This window comes from Microcella pacifica, from assembly GCF_009371975.2.
Lineage (GTDB): Bacteria > Actinomycetota > Actinomycetes > Actinomycetales > Microbacteriaceae > Microcella > Microcella pacifica.
Genome location: NZ_VIKT02000002.1, coordinates 19,057 through 35,643 on the forward strand (window position 1 = coordinate 19,057; position 16,587 = coordinate 35,643).

General features: G+C 70.3%; 18 protein-coding genes and 1 tRNA gene. 5 read left to right on the forward strand and 14 right to left on the reverse strand.

The features are described from left to right. Window positions 1–91 precede the first annotated feature (91 nt). Window positions 92–460: an RNA polymerase-binding protein RbpA gene (locus FK219_RS01185; protein WP_152582784.1), complete on the forward strand. Its 369-nt coding sequence runs from the start codon at window positions 92–94 to the stop codon at window positions 458–460. Here FK219_RS01185 and FK219_RS01190 read toward each other — a convergent pair. From FK219_RS01190 to FK219_RS01235, 10 genes are read right to left on the reverse strand one after another with little or no spacing between them, the layout of a single operon-like run. Next, entirely contained in the window at window positions 457–1,194 is a 738-nt protein-coding gene (locus FK219_RS01190; RefSeq protein ID WP_152582785.1) for a polyprenol monophosphomannose synthase, read from the reverse strand. The two genes, FK219_RS01185 and FK219_RS01190, sit on opposite strands and share 4 nt — an antisense overlap. After that, window positions 1,191–2,753 (reverse strand): apolipoprotein N-acyltransferase, encoded by a 1,563-nt coding sequence (gene lnt, locus FK219_RS01195; RefSeq protein WP_152582786.1) that lies wholly within the window; start codon window positions 2,751–2,753, stop codon window positions 1,191–1,193. Before lnt ends, FK219_RS01190 begins: the two co-directional genes overlap by 4 nt. Continuing rightward, the gene (locus FK219_RS01200) at window positions 2,753–5,221 is read right to left on the reverse strand and encodes a DEAD/DEAH box helicase (RefSeq protein ID WP_152582787.1); all 2,469 of its coding nucleotides are present in this window, start codon (window positions 5,219–5,221) and stop codon (window positions 2,753–2,755) included. The genes lnt and FK219_RS01200 overlap by 1 nt, the downstream gene beginning before the upstream one ends. After that, on the reverse strand, window positions 5,211–6,020 hold the full coding sequence (gene tatC, locus FK219_RS01205) for a twin-arginine translocase subunit TatC (RefSeq protein ID WP_328821553.1): 810 nt from the start codon (window positions 6,018–6,020) through the stop codon (window positions 5,211–5,213). The genes FK219_RS01200 and tatC overlap by 11 nt, the downstream gene beginning before the upstream one ends. A 3-nt stretch (window positions 6,021–6,023) precedes the next feature. Then, entirely contained in the window at window positions 6,024–6,248 is a 225-nt protein-coding gene (locus FK219_RS01210; protein WP_152582788.1) for a twin-arginine translocase TatA/TatE family subunit, read from the reverse strand. A 41-nt stretch (window positions 6,249–6,289) separates the two neighbouring features. Beyond that, the gene (locus FK219_RS01215) at window positions 6,290–7,267 is read right to left on the reverse strand and encodes a helix-turn-helix transcriptional regulator (protein WP_152582789.1); all 978 of its coding nucleotides are present in this window, start codon (window positions 7,265–7,267) and stop codon (window positions 6,290–6,292) included. Beyond that, entirely contained in the window at window positions 7,260–8,237 is a 978-nt protein-coding gene (locus tag FK219_RS01220) for a helix-turn-helix transcriptional regulator (protein WP_328821554.1), read from the reverse strand. Before FK219_RS01220 ends, FK219_RS01215 begins: the two co-directional genes overlap by 8 nt. A gap of 23 nt (window positions 8,238–8,260) precedes the next feature. Then, entirely contained in the window at window positions 8,261–9,238 is a 978-nt protein-coding gene (locus FK219_RS01225; RefSeq protein ID WP_152582790.1) for an FKBP-type peptidyl-prolyl cis-trans isomerase, read from the reverse strand. 35 nt (window positions 9,239–9,273) lie between these two features. Continuing rightward, the gene (locus FK219_RS01230) at window positions 9,274–10,263 is read right to left on the reverse strand and encodes a tRNA (adenine-N1)-methyltransferase (protein ID WP_152582791.1); all 990 of its coding nucleotides are present in this window, start codon (window positions 10,261–10,263) and stop codon (window positions 9,274–9,276) included. Beyond that, the gene (locus FK219_RS01235) at window positions 10,260–10,949 is read right to left on the reverse strand and encodes an HAD family hydrolase (RefSeq protein ID WP_328821555.1); all 690 of its coding nucleotides are present in this window, start codon (window positions 10,947–10,949) and stop codon (window positions 10,260–10,262) included. The genes FK219_RS01230 and FK219_RS01235 overlap by 4 nt, the downstream gene beginning before the upstream one ends. A gap of 78 nt (window positions 10,950–11,027) precedes the next feature. Between FK219_RS01235 and FK219_RS01240 the strand changes: the two genes are divergently transcribed. Next, window positions 11,028–11,957, forward strand: a complete 930-nt coding sequence (locus FK219_RS01240; protein ID WP_152582792.1) for a PAC2 family protein — start codon at window positions 11,028–11,030, stop codon at window positions 11,955–11,957. A gap of 377 nt (window positions 11,958–12,334) precedes the next feature. On the opposite strand, the gene FK219_RS01245 is transcribed toward FK219_RS01240, so the two are convergent. Further along, complete coding sequence (locus FK219_RS01245) at window positions 12,335–13,171, reverse strand: undecaprenyl-diphosphate phosphatase (RefSeq protein WP_152582793.1); 837 nt, start codon at window positions 13,169–13,171, stop codon at window positions 12,335–12,337. 8 nt (window positions 13,172–13,179) lie between these two features. After that, window positions 13,180–14,505: a M20/M25/M40 family metallo-hydrolase gene (locus FK219_RS01250; RefSeq protein WP_152582794.1), complete on the reverse strand. Its 1,326-nt coding sequence runs from the start codon at window positions 14,503–14,505 to the stop codon at window positions 13,180–13,182. Window positions 14,506–14,597: 92 nt separating this feature from the next. Here FK219_RS01250 and FK219_RS01255 point away from each other — a divergent pair. After that, window positions 14,598–14,682 (forward strand) — tRNA-Leu (locus tag FK219_RS01255). A 92-nt stretch (window positions 14,683–14,774) separates the two neighbouring features. Here FK219_RS01255 and FK219_RS01260 read toward each other — a convergent pair. After that, window positions 14,775–15,134, reverse strand: coding sequence for a DUF2834 domain-containing protein (locus tag FK219_RS01260; RefSeq protein WP_152582795.1), 360 nt, complete (start codon window positions 15,132–15,134; stop codon window positions 14,775–14,777). A 6-nt stretch (window positions 15,135–15,140) separates the two neighbouring features. Here FK219_RS01260 and FK219_RS01265 point away from each other — a divergent pair, with 6 nt between their 5' ends. Together FK219_RS01265 and FK219_RS01270 are read left to right on the forward strand one after the other, a co-directional pair. Further along, window positions 15,141–16,001, forward strand: coding sequence for a hypothetical protein (locus FK219_RS01265; protein ID WP_168212380.1), 861 nt, complete (start codon window positions 15,141–15,143; stop codon window positions 15,999–16,001). After that, the gene (locus FK219_RS01270; protein ID WP_152582796.1) at window positions 15,998–16,255 is read left to right on the forward strand and encodes a hypothetical protein; all 258 of its coding nucleotides are present in this window, start codon (window positions 15,998–16,000) and stop codon (window positions 16,253–16,255) included. Before FK219_RS01265 ends, FK219_RS01270 begins: the two co-directional genes overlap by 4 nt. Here FK219_RS01270 and FK219_RS01275 read toward each other — a convergent pair. Then, on the reverse strand, window positions 16,206–16,463 hold the full coding sequence (locus tag FK219_RS01275; protein WP_152582797.1) for a hypothetical protein: 258 nt from the start codon (window positions 16,461–16,463) through the stop codon (window positions 16,206–16,208). The genes FK219_RS01270 and FK219_RS01275 overlap by 50 nt on opposite strands. Window positions 16,464–16,587: the final 124 nt, after the last annotated feature.

Sequence of the window (16,587 nt, forward strand, 5' to 3'; positions counted from 1 at the left end):
GTCTCTGGGAAAGCCCCTGTTCATTGGGCGTGCACCCTCTCAGGGGTCTATACCTATACATGGATTTCCCGATGACTGATGGAGGTGCGCGATGGCAGATCGAACCCTGCGAGGCATGCGACTCGGCTCCCAGAGCATGCAGACGGAGGAAGGCGTGGAATTCGCGTCTCGTCAGCGCGTGCAGTTCCGTACCGCCGACGGCGAGACCTTCGACGTGATCTTCGCCTCCGATGCCGAGCTGCCCGACCGCTGGCAGTCCCCGAAATCGGGCAAGGAAGGCGTGCTGCTCTCCCCCGACGGCACCCCGGTCGACCTCGTGGAGAGCGAGATCAAGGCCGCTCGCACGCACTGGGACATGCTGCTCGAGCGTCGCACGCGGGACGAGCTCGAGGAGCTTCTCGAAGATCGACTCGCCCTGCTGCGCGAACGTCGCGGAGGCTCAGCGCGCAAGGGCGCTTAGGCGTCGGCGAGGGGCGACAGGCCCAGACGCGTCGCGACGCCCCAGACGGTGACCCGCCAGAGAGCCTCGGCGACGATCCCGGGCCCCATCTTCGAGCGGCCGCTCACGCGCTCCACGAACTGGATCGGCAGCTCGCGCACGTGGCCTCCCGCGCGCTCGACGCGCCAGGCGAGTTCGACCTGGAAGCAGTACCCCTGCGAGGAGACCACGGCGCGGTCCAGCCCGTCGAGGGCGCTCAGCCGGTAGACCCGGAAGCCCGCGGTGATGTCGCGGATGCTCGACCCGAGCATGGCGCGCGCGTAGCGGTTGCCCGTGCGGGAGATGAACCGTCGCGACCACGGCCAGTTGACGACCGAGCCGCCCGGCACCCACCGGGAACCGATGACGAGGTCGAGCTGCTCCGCTTCCGCGAGGGCGATCATCTGGCGCAATTCGAGCGGATCGTGCGAGCCGTCGGCGTCGATCTCGACGACGTACCGGTAGCCGCCCTCTCGTGCACGCGCGAACCCGGCCAGATAGGCCGAACCGAGCCCGCTCTTCGCCGACCGGTGCAGTACCGTGATGCGGCGGTCGGCGGTGGCCAGCTCGTCCGCAATCGACCCTGTGCCGTCGGGCGAGGCGTCGTCGACGATGAGGACGTCGGCGTCGGGCACGGCGTCGCGCACGCGCCCCACGATGGTGCGGATGCTCGCGGCCTCGTTGTAGGTCGGCACGACGACGAGAGTGCCCCTCATGCGCGCTCCCGTCGTGCGCTGACGCCGGCGATCGCGATGCTCGCGAGCGTGAGCAGGATCGCGAACCACTCGACCGTGCGGCCGAGCGCGTGAGCCGGCGTGATGGTGTCGCTCAGCGGCACCTCCGCGACCATCGTGCCCTTCTCGAACAGCGGCAGGTCGTCGATGGTCGAGCCGTCGGGCGCCACGATCGCGCTCGCTCCCACGGTCGAGGCGTTGACGAGGCTGCGGCCCTGCTCGATGGCGCGCAGACGCGCGATGCCGAGCTGCTGCACGCTCTGGTCGGTGCGCCCGAAGTCGGCGTTGTTGGTCGGCGCGAGCAGCACCTGGGCGCCCTCGTCGACCATGCGCTGCAGGAGGTCGTCGTCGACGATGTCGAAGCAGATCGCGATGCCCGCGATGACTCCGTCGATGTCGAACACGGTGTCTCTCTGGCCGAACGCGTAGTCGCGCGGCACGAGGTCGAACAGGTCGGGGGCGAGCGGGTAGAAGAACTCGCGGGCGGGCAGGTATTCGGCGAACGGCACGGGCCGCACCTTGTCGTACTGGTCGATCGCGCTCTCGCCGTCGCGCCACAGCAGCGCGCTGTTGAAGGTCTCGTCGCCGTCGACCGTGATCGTGCCGACGACGACGGGAGCGTCGAGGCGATCGCTCACCTGGTCGAGCACCGCGGCCGAGAGCTCGCTGCGCAGGGGGTCGAGGTCGGAGGCGTTCTCGGGCCAGACGACCATGTCGAGATCGAGCCCGGTATCGAACAGGGGCACGGTCGCGTCGTAGTGGTCCTGCAGGATGTCGCCGGGCTCGCGCCCGGCGAACAGCCCCGCATCGGAGTTGCCCTGCACCGCGGCGACGGTCGTCGTGCCCGTGACCGTAACGGGGAACGCGGGCCACACGAGGGCGGTCGCCGTGACACCGACGACGAGGATGCTGCGCCGCAGCACCCCCTCCCGCGACTCGATCGCCACGACGACGAGCAGCGCCGCGAGCGTGGCGAGCAGCCAGGTGAGGCCGGAGAAGCCGATCCACGCGGCCCAGTGCCCGAGCGGACCCTCGGCCTGACTGTGCGCGAGACGGCCCCACGCGAAGCCGCCGAACGGGAACGTGCTCGAGACGGCCTCCCGGAGCGTCCAGGCCCCCGCCACGATGACCGGGGTCAGCAGGAGGCGCCCGGCCGTGCCCGGCCAGGCTCGCGGAACCCAGCGCCAGGCCAGGGTGATGACGACAGCGCCGAGCGAGGTGAAGAACACCTGCGCGAGGGTGAGGGCGAGCCACGGCACGACGCCGAGGTAGATCGTGAGCCACTCGATGAGGGTGCCGTAGAACGCGAAGCCGCTCACCGCGCCGACGAGGAGCGCCCCGCCGACGCTGCGACCGCGCAGGCTCGCGAGCACGAGCGCGACCCCGACGATCGTGAGCGGCCAGGCCGCGCCGTCGGGGAACCCGAGGTCGGTCATCCAGCCACCCAGCGCGCCCATCGCGAGGGCGAGCGGCAGCCGGGGCGCGGCGGGGAGCGACCACGCCGAAGCGCGCGGAGCGGGAGCGGTCGTGCCGTGAGTCATCAGGCGACCGAGCTGTAGGCGACGATGCCGCGGCGGATCGCGTCCAGGGCCGACCGCGCGGTGCGCCCGACGGCGCCGTCGGCGACGATCGAGATCTGGTCGAGGAGGTCGATGGTCTGCTTGGTCCAGCGCACGAAGTCGCCCGCGGCCATGTCGGCGTCGCGCAGCACGACGTCGAGGCTCGCGCCTTGCGCCCAGCGCTGCATCGGGAGGGCGAGGGTCGTGGCGAGCGGGATCGACCCGGGCAGCCGGTGGTCGCGCTCGAGGTCGTCGAGCCGCGCCCACAGCTCCTGGGTGCGCTCGAGCGCGGGGCGGAAGGCGCCCCGCGGCAGGTGGTACTCGGGTGCCTGGCCGTCATCCCGACGGGCCTCGAAGATGATCGCACTCGCCATCGCGGCGAGGGAGGCGGGGTCGAGATCCTTCCAGTGCCCGCGACGCAGGCACTCGGCGACGAGCAGGTCGCGCTCCCCGTAGATGCGTCGCAGCGAGCGGCCGTGGACGGTGAGGGCAGTGCGCCCGTGCTCGTCCTTCGTGAGGTAGCCGAGCTTCTCGAGCACGACCGTGACGCGGTCGAAGACCGCGGCGACGGCACCCGTACGGCCCGAGATCTGGCGGCCGAGCTTGTCGTTCTCGCGCTTGAGCCGCCACCAGCGCTCCGCCCACCGGGAGTGCGCCTCCCGATCGGCGCAGCCATGGCAGGGGTGCGTGCGCATGCGCTTGCGCACGCCCTCCATCTGCTTCTGACGGCGCACCCGTTCTGCTTGCGACGCGCCCTTACCCGGGCCCGTCGAGCCCTTCTCGAGGTCGCTGAGCTCGCGGCGCAGCGCGGAGTACTCGCCGAAGTCGCCCAGGTGGCACTCCATGGCCGTCGCGTAGCCCTGCAGAGACTCCTGCTGCTTGCGCACCGTGCGCGCGAGGTCGACGACGGCGCGGTCGGCCTGGAACTGCGCGAAGCTGCTCTCGAGAATGGTGCGGGCGCGGTCGCGGCCGAACTGCTCGATGAGGTTGACCGCCATGTTGTAGGTCGGCCGGAAGCTCGAGTTGAGCGGATACGTGCGTCGCGAGGCGAGCGAGGCGACCGCCTGCGGGTCGAGGCCGCCCGTCCATTGGATGACCGCGTGACCCTCCGTGTCGATGCCGCGCCTGCCTGCCCGGCCGGTGAGCTGGGTGTACTCCCCCGGCGTGATGGGCACGCGCGCCTCGCCGTTGAACTTCTCGAGCTTCTCGAGCACGACAGTGCGTGCGGGCATGTTGATGCCGAGGGCGAGCGTCTCCGTCGCGAAGACCACGCGCAGCAGCTTCTTCTGGAAGAGCTCCTCGACGACCTCCTTGAAGGCCGGCAGAAGACCGGCATGGTGGGCGGCGACGCCGCGCTGCAGCCCGTCGAGCCACTCCCAGTAGCCGAGCACCGCGAGGTCGTCGTCGCGCAGCGTGCGGCAGCGCTCTTCGACGATCGCGCGGATCTCGTCGCGCTCCGCCTGGTCGGTGAGGCGAAGACCCGAGCGCACGAGCTGGCGGACGGCGGCGTCGCACCCCGCCCGACTGAAGATGAAGAAGATCGCGGGCAGCAGGTTCTTGGCCCCGAGCATCCCCGCGATCGCCGCACGATCCATGCGGCCCTCCTCGCCGCCGAAGCCGCCGGAGCGCCCCGCGCGCTTCTCCCACCGCTTGGGGTGGTGGCCGCGACCGCGGTGCACCTTCGCCCCGCCGGCGCGCGCGAGCTGCACGAGTTCGGGATTCACGCGGTTCGTGGCCGCCTGCCCCGACGAGTCGAAGAGGTCGAGCATCTTCGACCGCACGAGCACGTGCTGCGTGAGCGGTACGGGGCGGGTCTCGCTCACGATGACGTCGGTGTCGCCGCGCACGGCCTGCAGCCAGTCGCCGAACTCCTCGGCGTTGGAGACTGTCGCGCTCAGGGAGATGAGCCGCACTGCGAGCGGCAGGTGGATGATCACTTCCTCCCACACGGCCCCGCGGAACCGGTCGGCGAGGTAGTGCACCTCGTCCATGACGACGTAGGCCAGATCGGTCAGGAGCGGCGAATCGGCGTAGAGCATGTTGCGCAGCACCTCGGTCGTCATGACGACGATGCGCGCGCTCGCGTTGATGTTCGTGTCGCCCGTGAGCAGCCCTACCTCGCTCGCTCCGTACTCGGCGACGAGCTCCGTGTACTTCTGGTTGCTGAGCGCCTTCATGGGCGCCGTGTAGAAGATCTTCGCCTTCGGCTCGAACATCGCGAGGAACACGCCGAACTCGGCCACGATCGTCTTGCCCGCACCCGTGGGGGCGGCGACGAGCACGCTGCGACCTTCCTCGAGCGCCTGGCACGCGGCAAGCTGGAACGGGTCGAGGTCTATCGCGAGACCGTCGCGGAAGGCGCGCAGTCGGGGAAGCCCCCGCAGGGTGCGCGCTGCCGCGTATCGTTCGGCCGGCGTGGGTTCTGCCGCCGGCACGCCGCTACTCGGCATCGGTGGGGATGCCGTAGCTTGCGTTCATGGCCGCCTCCTTCTTGGCGACTCGACGGTCGTGGAACGTTGCGATCGCCGCGGCGAGGAAGTACAGGCCCACCATGGGGATCGCGAGGAGGAACATCGACAGCACGTCAGCGGCAGGAGTGGCGAGAGCCGTGAACAACGCGATCGCGATGATCGCCCAGCGCCAGCTCTTGAGGATCGACGCGGCGGTGAGCACTCGCGCGAAGTTGAGCATGACGAGCACGACGGGCAGCACGAAGCCGATACCGATCGCGATGATGAGCTTGAGCGAGAAGTCGAGGTAGACCCGCGCCGTGAGCAGCGTCGTCGTGTCATCGGGAGCGAAGCCGGTCAGAAGGCTCACGATGTTGGGCAGGATGAGCCAGCCCGTAGCGCAGCCCGCGAGGAAGAGCGGCACGGCCGCGCCGAGGAATCCGATCGCGTAGCGCTTCTCGCGCTGATGCAGAGCGGGCACGATGAAGGCCCACAGCTGGTACAGCCAGATGGGCGAGGCGATCACGACGCCGAGCGTGAGAGTGATGAGCAGTCGGGTGTCGAACGCCTCGGTCACCGTCGTATAGCTGATGGCGGCCTCGCGGTCCGCGCGCTCGGCGAACTCGAGCACGGGTCGGCTGAGCTCGGCCCAGACGATGTCGACGAGGAACCAGCCGCCCACCGCGGCGAGCAGGATCGCCGCACCGGCGCGCGTAAGGCGCTTGCGCAACTCGACGAGGTGCTGGCCGAGGGACATGCGGCCCTCGGGATTCCGGGGCCGCGGCGTGCGGCCTGACACGCGCTACTTCGAGCTGGAGGAGTCGGAACCCTCGCCCGAGGCCGTCGAGCTGCTGTCGCCGCTCGACTCGGCAGGAGCATCCCCGTCCTTGTTCTTGATCTCCTTCTTGAAGATCGTCATCGACTGGCCGAGGCTGCGGGCGAGCTGGGGAAGCTTGGGCGCGGCGAAGAGCAGGATGACCACGAGAAGGAGGATGAGGCCTGTCCAGCCTCCGAGATTTGCCGGCATGTGCTCTGATCCTTTTGCTCGAGACGCGGTGTGGGTCGAGTCTAGACGCTTTCCTTCGTGAGAGCCGTGCGTGCCCACGCCGCGACGGCTGCGCGCGCCTCGGGCGGAGCCGCGATCTCGATCGCGCCGGGGGCGCTGCTCACGAGACGCCCGAGCACGCCGTCGTGGCCGACCATGAGGGTGAGAGTCGCCGTGCCGTTCTCGGCGTCGACGCTCAGCTCGTCGTCGGGGCCGCGGTAGTCGGCGACGAGCGGCAGCGCGGAGACCGGCAGCCGCAGCGTGACGCGCTGATCGTCCGGCGCCGGGCGGAACAGCTGCTCGGGGTCGACGCTCACGGCCTCGTGCTCGGCGGCGGGACCCACGAGCTCCGCGTCCGCGATGCGATCGAGCCGGAAGGTGCGCTCGGAATCGCGCAGGAGGCACCACGCCCGCAGGTACCAGACGTCGTCGAGGCCGTCGAGCCGAATCGGATCGACCTCGCGCGAGTGCCGCTCCCCTCGCGTCGACACGTAGTCGAGCCGCACGCGCAGCCGCTCGTCGAGGGCGCGCGTCAGCAGAGCGCGCAGGTCGTCGGGAGCCGACGGCGCGACGGCGACGGGCGAGATGGACTCGGAGGCCCCCCTGCCCAGCAGCTCCATGAGCTCGACGGCGTCGGTGCGCGCCGCGAAGCTCGGGCTCGCCGCGAGCACCTGCAGGCCCGCGAGCAGCGCCGCGGCCTCGCGGGACGACAGGCGCGGAATCTCATCGACGGGCGCGCGGATGATCGTGATGACATCGCGTTCCTCGTAGGCCGTCCAGTCGATGTCGAAGAGGTCGGCGTGCGAGTAGGCGCCGTCGTCGCCCGGCAGGCCGCTCGTCGTGATCAGCGAGACCGCGTCGCGCACGCGCTGCGGCGGCACGCCGAAGTGCGCGGCGGCCTCGTCGACACTCACGCGCACCTGGTCGATCAGGTACGGCACGAGAGCGAGGAGGAAGGTGAGCTTGTCGCCCGCCTTCGGGGCAGGAGCGCGCTTAGCCATGACGCTCCAGGATCGCCTGCCAGCGCGCGTCCACCGCGTCGCGCAAGGACGCAGGCTCCACGACCACGACGTCGGCGCCGAAGGCGGTGAGCTCGTCGGCGAGGATGTCGAGGTCGGTCGTGCGGATCTCGAGGGATTCCCCGAGCACGCGGGTCTCGGCGCGGTTGCGCAGCACGACGTCGGCCTCGCTGCCGGGGCGGGGTCGCACGACCGCGACCGTCCGCTGCCAGATCTCGCGCAGCTCGGCGAGGGCTCGAGCCGGCTCATCGGCGGCGGGACGCCGGGTCGCGGCGCCCGCGACCGAGACCTGGCCGACGATGCGGCGCAGAAGGAACGTGCGCGGAGCATCCGCGGCATCGTCGTGGGCCTGCAGGTGCCAGCGGCCCTCGTGATGCACGAGGGCGAGCGGTGAGACGCGGCGAAGCTCCGGTGCCGTGCGACCCGGCTTGAGGTACCGGAAGGTGACCTGCTGGCCGCGATCGATCGCGAGGGTGAGCGGCTCGTGCGCGGCATCCCGCGTGCGGATCGTCGGCGCCATGCCGATGATGGCGTCGTCGAGCGCGAGACCGAGCGAGCGCAGCTTCGTCAGCGCCCGACGCGAGTCCTGCGAGAGGGAGCCCTCGCGCCACACCTGCGCGGCGAGACCGAGGAGCGCGTACTGGTCGGGCGTGAAGCGCACCTCGTCGGGCAGCTGGTAGCGGTCGGCGGGAATGCGGTAGCGCTGGAACTTCGTGTCGTTCTCCGCGCCCTGCGCATCGAAGGTCTCCAGGGGCACGCCGAGGTCGCGCAGCTCCTCCTTGTCGCGCTCGAACTGGCGCTCGAGACTGCCGCGATCGCGGTCGGTCGCGTAGCGCGCCGCGTAGCCCGTGACGGTGGAGAGGATCTCGTGCTTCGTGAGGCCGTGCTCCGTCGCGAGGAGCGCCAGCACGAGGCTGAAGAGGCGCTCTTCGACGGGGATCGTGCGGGCCACGAGAACTCCGGGGCTTTCCGCGGTCAGCCTTCGAGGCCGAGGATGTCGACGACGAACACCATCGTCGAGCCCTCGGGCACGCTCGCGGGCGCCTGACCGGCCGGGTAGCCCAGCTCGGGCGGAATCACGACGATGACCTGCGACCCGACCGTCTGGCCGATGAGGCCCTCGGCGAGACCCGGCACGACGCCCGTGGGGTCATCCTCGAAGCTCGCCGCCGTGAACGTCGACGGCACCTCGCGCTCCCAGCTGGAGTCGAACACGCGCTCCGTGTTCCACAGCACACCCGTGTAGTGGAGCACGACCGCATCACCTTCCGCGACCTCGGCGCCCTGGCCGAGCACGAGCGTGTGCACGATGAGATCCGACGGGGGTTCCTCATTGGGGATCGTGATGCCCGGCACGCCCTCGGGCGTCGTGACGACGGCGGGAACGCCCTCGCTGCCCAGCTGCGGGATGCCGGTGGCCTTGCCGAGGTACGCGGCCTCGACGTCGATGACCATGACGATCGCATCGTCGTCGGCCAGACCCAGGCCTGGGTCGAGCTGGCCCTCGCCGAACACGTCGGCGATCGTGCCGGTCGCGGCGATGCGCGAACCGACCTCGGCGCACTGCACGACGCTCGCGAGGATGTCGGTGTCAGCGCCCGCGGTGCGCCGCACGGGCGCGGCGTCCGGGTCGTAGGAGGTCTGGGTGATGAGCTCGCCATCGGCGCCGTTGAAGAGGCTCACCTGAAAGTCGACGACCTGGCCGGGGCCCGCGACCGCGCCCTCCCCGTCGCCGCTCTCGATGACCGCCTGCACGGCGCTCTCGGCACGCAGCGGAGTGGGGAAGGTCACCTCGGGAGGAGTGCCGATCGCACCCGTGGCCTGCACGTAGGAGGCGGGCTCGCCGGCGGGGACGAGCGGCGTGCAGGACTGCGCCACGCCCGGCGTGGTGCACGCGGCGAGCGAGCCGACCAGTGCGGTGGTCAGGATGAGCGCGGGTGCCAGGGAGCGCACGGAACCTCTTTCGATCGGGCGAGCAGCGTCGAAGGTCACTCTATCGGCTGGCGTCGCGCCGATCGCTCGGCGAGGGACTGCGCTTCGCGGGCCGCCTTGCGCAGCTTCTTGTCGCTCGCCGTGCGGTCGCCGACGGCTCCCGGGGTCCACAGTTCCACGTCCTCGTCGGTGAATTCCGTCTTCGAGCCGCGCTTGGCCTTGATGAAGCGCTCGGTGCCGTCGGCGAGCCGTCGCGCCGTGATGAGGAACCCCGTGTGGGCGACCATGCGGTGGTCGGGACGCACCGAGAGCCCCTCCACGTGCCAGCCGCGCACCATCGTCTCGCTCGAGACGGGCTCGGTGAACGAGGCCGTGTTGCGGATCGCCTCGGCGACGCGCGAGAGCTGGGTCGCGGTCGCGATGTAGCACAGCACCACTCCCCCGGGCGTGAGGGCGTTCGCGACCGCCTCGAGGCACTCCCAGGGAGCGAGCATGTCGAGCACGACGCGGTCGACGCTGCCCGCCTCGACGCGCTGCGGCAGAGCATCCGTCAGATCACCGAGCGTGATCGACCAGTTCTCGGGTTCTGCACCGAAGTAGGCGCTCACGTTGCCGCGGGCTATCTGCGCGAACTCCTCACGGCGCTCGAACGAGAGCAGCTCGCCGTGGTCGCCGATGGCGCGCAGCAGCCACATCGAGAGAGCGCCCGAGCCGACGCCCGCCTCCACGACGCGCGCGCCGGGGAAGATGTCGGCGTGCCCGAGGATCTGCGCGGCGTCCTTCGGATAGATGATCGCGGCGCCGCGCGGCATCGACATGACGAAATCGGTGAGCAACGGGCGCAGTGCGAGGTAGGAGATGCCGCTCGAATTGTCGATGACGCTGCCGTCGGGCAGGCCGATGAGGTCGTCGTGCGCGATCGTTCCGCGGTGGCTGTGGAACACCTGACCGGGGATGAGCGTGATCGTGTTGAGGCGGCCCTTGGGGTCGGTGAGCTGCACCTGGTCACCCTCCACGAAGGGCCCGCTCTGGCGCCGCAGAGTCACGACACGACCCCCGTCGCCCGGTGCTGATGCCGCGCGAGCGCGGCGGAGAGGTCGTCGATGCTGCGCCCGGCGAGGCTCGACCACAGTTCGTGCGTCGGCCCCTCGTGCAGCGTCAGGTGCAGGGGAATGCCGATCGTCGCGGCCCCCGAGGAGACCGCCGAGACGAGGCCGAACTGCGAGTCCTCGAGCGCGACGCAGTCGGCGATGTCGACGCCGAGCAGCTCGGCAGCGCGCAGGTACGGCTCGGGGTGCGGCTTGGGGTTCGTCACGTCATCGCCCGCGACGACAGCATCGAACACGTCGTCGCCGATCGCGGTAGCGACCTGGAGCGCCATGCGCCGGATCGACATGGTCACGAGGGCGATCGGGATGCCCGCGGCCCGCAGCTGCTCGATGAGCTCTCGGGCGCCGGGCCGCCACGGCACCGCCTGCTCGATCTGCGCCATGACGCGATCGGTGAGCGCGTCGATGATCGCCTCTTCGGGCAGCGCGACGCCCGCTTGCTGCAGGATGCGCGCCGACTGCACGAGCCCGGAGCCGACGAGCTGCATGCCGTCCGCCTCGGTCCAGGTGCCGCCGTGCGAGGTCACGAGGTCGATCTCGGCGCGCATCCAGTACGGCTCGGTGTCGACGATCGTGCCGTCCATGTCCCAGAGCACGGCAGCGGGGCGGATCGGAGTGGTCACGACGGGCAAGTCTAGTTGCGTTCTATCCTGGGGCGACGCCCCGGTGAGGTTCCGGGATCCGGCGACGAGAGTGAGCGAGTGACCACGAGCGATCTGTTCCGCGGCGGCCGACTGCTGGTCGTCGCCTTCGAGGGCTGGAACGATGCGGGCGAGGCGGCGAGCGGCGCCGTGCGCTCGCTCAAGCAGGTGCTCGATGTCATGCCCATCGCCGACATCGACCCCGAGGACTACTACGACTTTCAGCTCAACCGCCCCATGATCGAGCTCGACGAGGAGGGCAATCGGCGCCTGCAGTGGCCGAGCGTCACGCTCTTCGGGCCCGTGGGCGATGACGGGATGCCCCGCGAGCGTCCCAGCACCGACTCGCCTCTCGACGTGAGCGGCGACAATCACGAGAACATCTACCTGCTGCTGGGCACCGAGCCTTCCCGCGGGTGGAAGACCTTCGCGACGGAGACGATCGATCAAGCGCTCGCCGCCGACATCACGGGCATCATCCTGCTCGGTGCGCTCCTCGCCGACGTGCCGCACACGCGGCCGATCGCCGTGCACGCCTCGAGCGAGAACCCCGATGTGCGCGACGAGCTCGGCCTCGAGCGCTCGACCTACGAGGGGCCGGTCGGCATCCTGAGCGTCATCGCCTCCGCTGCGGAGGAGGCGGGCATCCCCACCGTCTCGCTGTGGGCGTCTGTGCCGCACTACGTGCACAACGCGCCCTCCCCCAAGGCGACTCTCGCCCTGCTCGACCGGCTCGAGGAGCTCGTCGACGTCGTCATCCCGCGCGGCGACCTGCTCGACGAGTCGCGTGCGTGGGAGGAGGGCATCGACACTCTCGCGGGCGAGGACGACGAGATGACCGCCTACATCTCGCAGCTCGAGACGGCGCGCGACGCGGTCGAGGCGCCCGAGGCGAGCGGCGAGGCGATCGCGCAGGAGTTCGAGCGCTATCTGCGCAAGCGCCGCGACGACCCGCCGGCGGGCGGAGTCGCGGGAGAGAACCCGGTCTAGGCGCTGCGCGCCCCGAGGGCGGGTGCGGAGCTCGGCGGGCGACTGCGCTCCGCGCGGCAGCTGTCTGCGACCGCTCCGCGCGGCAGCTGTCTGCGACACCGACGCGTCCTTCGCCGCGCGGGCGCGTCGCCGACGATTCTGCGGCGTGTCGGGCGCTGCTGTCGGTGCAGCGGACACCACGCCGCGCGAGCAAGTTCGCCGCGCGCCGCCTCCACAACTCAGGAGTCGCGTGCTCGAGGCCCGCGCGACACGCCGGTGGAGCATCCAGGCACCGCGATGAAGATCGCATTCTCCTGAATTGTGGAGACGGGCACGGGATGCTCGGGGCCGCGCTCGCGCAGCCAACCGCCGAGCGACCAGGGGTTGGTGCGCCCCGGTCAGAGGGGGTCGATGACTCCCGTGGCGAGCAGCACGAGCAGCGTGCCGCCGAGCAGGAGCCGGTAGATCACGAAGGGCAGGAAAGAGCGCTTCGAGATGTAGGCCATGAGCCCGGCGATGACCGCGAGCCCGACGCCGAAGGCGACGACCGTGGCCGCGGCGATCTCGAGATAGCTGAACGGGCTCGAGCCGGGCTCTCGGATGGCCGTGAGCAGTTCGTAGAAACCGCTGCCGAAAACCGCGGGCACGGCGAGCAGGAAGGCGTAGCGCGCCGCCGCCGGGCGGGTGTAGCCGAGAGCGAGACCCATCGACGTCGTGGCACCCGACCGTGAGACTCCGGGGATGAGCGCGAGGGTCTGCGCGGCACCGTAGGCGAGACCGTGCGGGTAGGTCAGCTGCGTGAGCTCACGATCGCGGCGACCGAGCCAGTCGGCGATGCCGAGCAGGATGCCGAAGACGATGAGCACGATGGCGACGAGCCACAGAGAGCGGAACGCGGAGCGGATGTACTCCTGGGCGAGGAAGCCGATGATGACGATCGGCAGAGTGCCGATGATGATGAGCCAGCCCATGCGCACGTCCGGGTCATTCGCGGGAAGGCCGCGGCGCGTGACGTGCCGGAACCACGCGCCGATGATGCGCGTGATGTCCTTCCAGAAGTAGACGAGGACGGCGGCCTCCGTGCCGATCTGCGTGATGGCGGTGAACGTGGCACCGGGGTCGGTGGCGCTCGGCAGCACCTCCCCCGCGATGCGCAGGTGCGCGCTCGACGAGATCGGCAGGAACTCGGTGAGGCCCTGGATGAGCCCGAGGATGAGGGCTTCGAGGAGTGACACGCGGCGGCTCAGTAGGTCGTGAGCAGGTCGGTGAGCGCGCGGTGCCCGAAGCTCAGCGCCTCGAGCGGCACGCGCTCGTCGACGCCGTGGAACATCGCGGGGAAGTCGAGCTCGGGCGTAAGGCGCAAGGGTGCGAAACCGTAACCCGCGATGCCGAGGAGGCTCAGCGCCTTGTTGTCGGTGCCTCCGCTCATGAGGTACGGCAGAACCTCCGCTCCCGGGTCGTGCCGGTTCAGAGTGCTGACCATCGCGTCGACGAGATGCCCGGAGAACGGGTTCTCGAGCCCGAGGTCGCGGTGCATGACCTCGATCTCGATGTCGTCGCCGACGAGCTGCTGCACCTCGGCGAGGATCGCATCCTCCTCCCCCGGCATCATGCGCAGGTCGATGAGCGCCTCTGCCTGGTCGGGGATCACGTTGTGCTTGTACCCCCCGCTCAGCAGCGTGGGGTTGCTCGTCGTGCGCACCGTCGCCGTGAGGAAGCCCGCCGCCGTGCCGGTGCGGAGCATGACTTCGTCAGGGCCGAGCTTCTCGACATCGACGTCGAGGATGCGACCGAGCTCGCCCAGGAGGAGTTCGGTCGTCGCCGTGAGGTGCAGCGGCCATTCGCGACGGCCGAGCGTCACGACAGCCTCGGCAAGCTTCGTCACAGCGTTGTCGTGGATGACGCGCGAGCCGTGCGCGGCCGTGCCGCGGCTGATCAGCTTGATCCACACGAGAGCCTTCTCGCCGGTCTGCAGCAGATAGGCGCGCGTGCCGCCGATCTGCACCGAGTACCCGCCGACCTCGCTGATGGCCTCGGTCGCGCCGGCGAAGACCTCGGGGCGATTCTTCACGATGTGGTGGGAGCCGTAGGCGCCGCCGTTCTCCTCATCGGCGAAGAAGGCGATCGTCAGATCACGGTTGGGCTGCCCGCCGTCGCGCAGGATCTCGTCGAGTGCGGTGAGGATCATGGCGTCCATGTTCTTCATGTCGACCGCTCCACGACCCCACAGCATGCCGTCGCGAATCTCGCCGGCGAAGGGATCGACCGACCAGTTCACCGGGTCGGCTGGCACGACATCGAGGTGACCGTGAACGACGAGTCCGGGGCGCTCGCCGCGCCGCGTGTCGACCTCGTTCTCGTAGCGGCCCTCGACGTGGGTGATCACGCTCGTGCGGCTCGTGGCGGAGTCGATGTACTCCGTCTGCAACCCGAGCCCTTCGAGGATCGCGCCGACGTATTCGGCTGCCTCGGTCTCGCCCTTGCTGCGCCCTTCGCCGTAGTTCGTCGTGTCGAAGCGAATCAGATCGCGGGCGATGCGCGCCGTGTCATCGAGGTGCTCTGAGGCCATGGCGACCACGCTACCTGGCGTGCTGGTGAGAGCACATTCCGTGCTAATGTCATACCTCGGTCGAGCCGCCTCGTGCGGTGCGACCACGACCAGCGCGGGTGGCGGAAATGGCAGACGCGCTAGCTTGAGGTGCTAGTGCCCGGATAGGGCGTGGGGGTTCAAGTCCCCCCTCGCGCACGGTTCACCCCGTGTGTGAACAACGAACTGGTTGAGACAGTGCGGTAGAGATACCGTGAACGGCCCCGAGGCGACGCGCCCGGGGCCGTTCGTCATTCCTGGGCGGCGACCGCGGCGGCCTCCTGGGCGAGCTGCCGCAGGCGCCGCTCGCGGTTCGCGAGGAACAGCGGAAACGTGAACGCGATCGCCGTGAGCCCCGCGAAGACGATGTACGCCCAGAGGTGCCGCATGCCGAGTCGGCGGCCCTCGACGACGATGAACGCGCACGCGGCGACTGCCATGATGAGGAGGTCCATGGTGAGGGAGCCCACGGCGGGACCGTTCGCGAACCAGTCGCCGAGGAAGTCCGACTGCTGAATGATGGCCTGGATGTTGTACGTCCAGGTGCCGATGAGCCCCACGACGGCGAGGACGAGGAACACGATGGCGGGAGCATTCCAGTGACGAGTCATGACACCATGATCGCCCCGTTCGGGCTGCTGCTCGACGTCGACGGGCCGATCGCGAGCCCCGAGTCTCGGCGCATCGCCGTTGACTCGATCGTGGACGACCTGCTGACTCTCGCGTCAGCGGGCATCCCGATCGCGTTCATCACGGGCCGCAGCGACGCCTTCATGCGCGAGCAGGTCGTCGCGCGACTGGTCGACGGCGGGCTGGATGCTCGTTCCCACGTCTTCGGCGTGTTCGAGAAGGGCGGCTGCTGGGCGCCGGTGACCCCGCAGGGGCTCGGCGAGCTCGACATCGACCGAGAGCTCGCCGTGCCCGAGTCGGTGCGCGCGGCGGTGGAGGGCCTCGCGCGCGAGCAGTACGCCGACACGATGTTCGTCGACGAGGGCAAGCACGTGATGATCTCGCTCGAGGCGCGCACCGACGTCTCCCCCGCCGCGTATCAGGCCGCCCAGTCCCGCTACGAGGCGGAGGTCTACGAGCGTCTCGTCGGCTCGGGTCTCGGGCTGCGCTACCGCGACCGCCAGGCGCACGACGGTCTCGGCCGCGTGCCGTGGCGCATCGACTCGACGATCATCTCGACCGACGTCGAATCGGTGCTGCTCGACAAGGATCGCGGGGCGGATCGCGCGCTCGACTGGTTCGCCGCGCGCGGCGTCACGGCGCAGCGCTGGTGGTCGGTGGGCGACTCGCGCTCCGACTACCGCATGGCCGACGCGGTGCACGCGCGCGGCATCCCCGTGGCGCACCTGGACGTGCGGCCGGCCGACGGCGTGCTCGGCAAGGAGTACGACGTCGTCGTCGAGGGCGACCTCGTGCACGACCATGCGGGGGCGGCGTTCCTGCGGCGCCGCGTCGCCGAGCTGCCGTGACCGCGTCGCGCACTCCCCCGCTCGAGACGGTGCGGGCGCTGCAGGCGGCGCTCGCGGAGGCGGGGGTGCCCTCCGTCGTCGGGGGCTCCGGGCTTCTCGCCGCCCTCGAGCTGGTGGACGAGGCGAGGGACTGGGCGGTCGCCTATCGCGCCATGGGTCGGGATGCTCGGGCCGACCTGCTCGAGGGCGCGGGCCCGGGCGGGCTCAGCGCTGGCGAGCATCCTCCACGAGGTAGCGCGCCACCTTCGTCGTGAGGCGCGGGTAGGCCTGCCGCACGGCCGCGACCGCGTCCTCGGGATCCGTCTTGGGGTCGATGCGCCGCTCGCGCAGCACCTTCGCGGCCCACTCCCGCGCGGAGGGCGGAGCGCCCATCGTCGTCGAGCGGTCGTCGAAGAGCTTCTGCAGCCGCACGCTCGGGTCTTCGCGATCGCCGAAGATCTTCGCGGCCAGTTCGCTCTGCATCGGGTGGCTTCCTCTCCCTCGCCGGTGCGGTCGTCACCGTCCATCCTGGCCTCGAGCGTGCTTCCCCGCGGTGACCTGCCAGCAACCTCGGAGGCTCGCGCGACACGCCGCTCGAGTGTCGGTG

What these genes read in the sequence shown, in the direction of transcription:
- FK219_RS01185 (WP_152582784.1), top strand. Translation starts at nt 92, where the DNA reads ATGGCAGATCGAACCCTGCGAGGCATGCGACTCGGCTCCCAGAGCATG.
- FK219_RS01190 (WP_152582785.1), bottom strand. Translation starts at nt 1,194, where the DNA reads ATGAGGGGCACTCTCGTCGTCGTGCCGACCTACAACGAGGCCGCGAGC.
- lnt (WP_152582786.1), bottom strand. Translation starts at nt 2,753, where the DNA reads ATGACTCACGGCACGACCGCTCCCGCTCCGCGCGCTTCGGCGTGGTCG.
- FK219_RS01200 (WP_152582787.1), bottom strand. Translation starts at nt 5,221, where the DNA reads ATGCCGAGTAGCGGCGTGCCGGCGGCAGAACCCACGCCGGCCGAACGA.
- FK219_RS01210 (WP_152582788.1), bottom strand. Translation starts at nt 6,248, where the DNA reads ATGCCGGCAAATCTCGGAGGCTGGACAGGCCTCATCCTCCTTCTCGTG.
- FK219_RS01215 (WP_152582789.1), bottom strand. Translation starts at nt 7,267, where the DNA reads ATGGCTAAGCGCGCTCCTGCCCCGAAGGCGGGCGACAAGCTCACCTTC.
- FK219_RS01250 (WP_152582794.1), bottom strand. Translation starts at nt 14,505, where the DNA reads ATGGCCTCAGAGCACCTCGATGACACGGCGCGCATCGCCCGCGATCTG.
- FK219_RS01260 (WP_152582795.1), bottom strand. Translation starts at nt 15,134, where the DNA reads ATGACTCGTCACTGGAATGCTCCCGCCATCGTGTTCCTCGTCCTCGCC.
- FK219_RS01265 (WP_168212380.1), top strand. Translation starts at nt 15,141, where the DNA reads ATGATCGCCCCGTTCGGGCTGCTGCTCGACGTCGACGGGCCGATCGCG.
- FK219_RS01275 (WP_152582797.1), bottom strand. Translation starts at nt 16,463, where the DNA reads ATGCAGAGCGAACTGGCCGCGAAGATCTTCGGCGATCGCGAAGACCCG.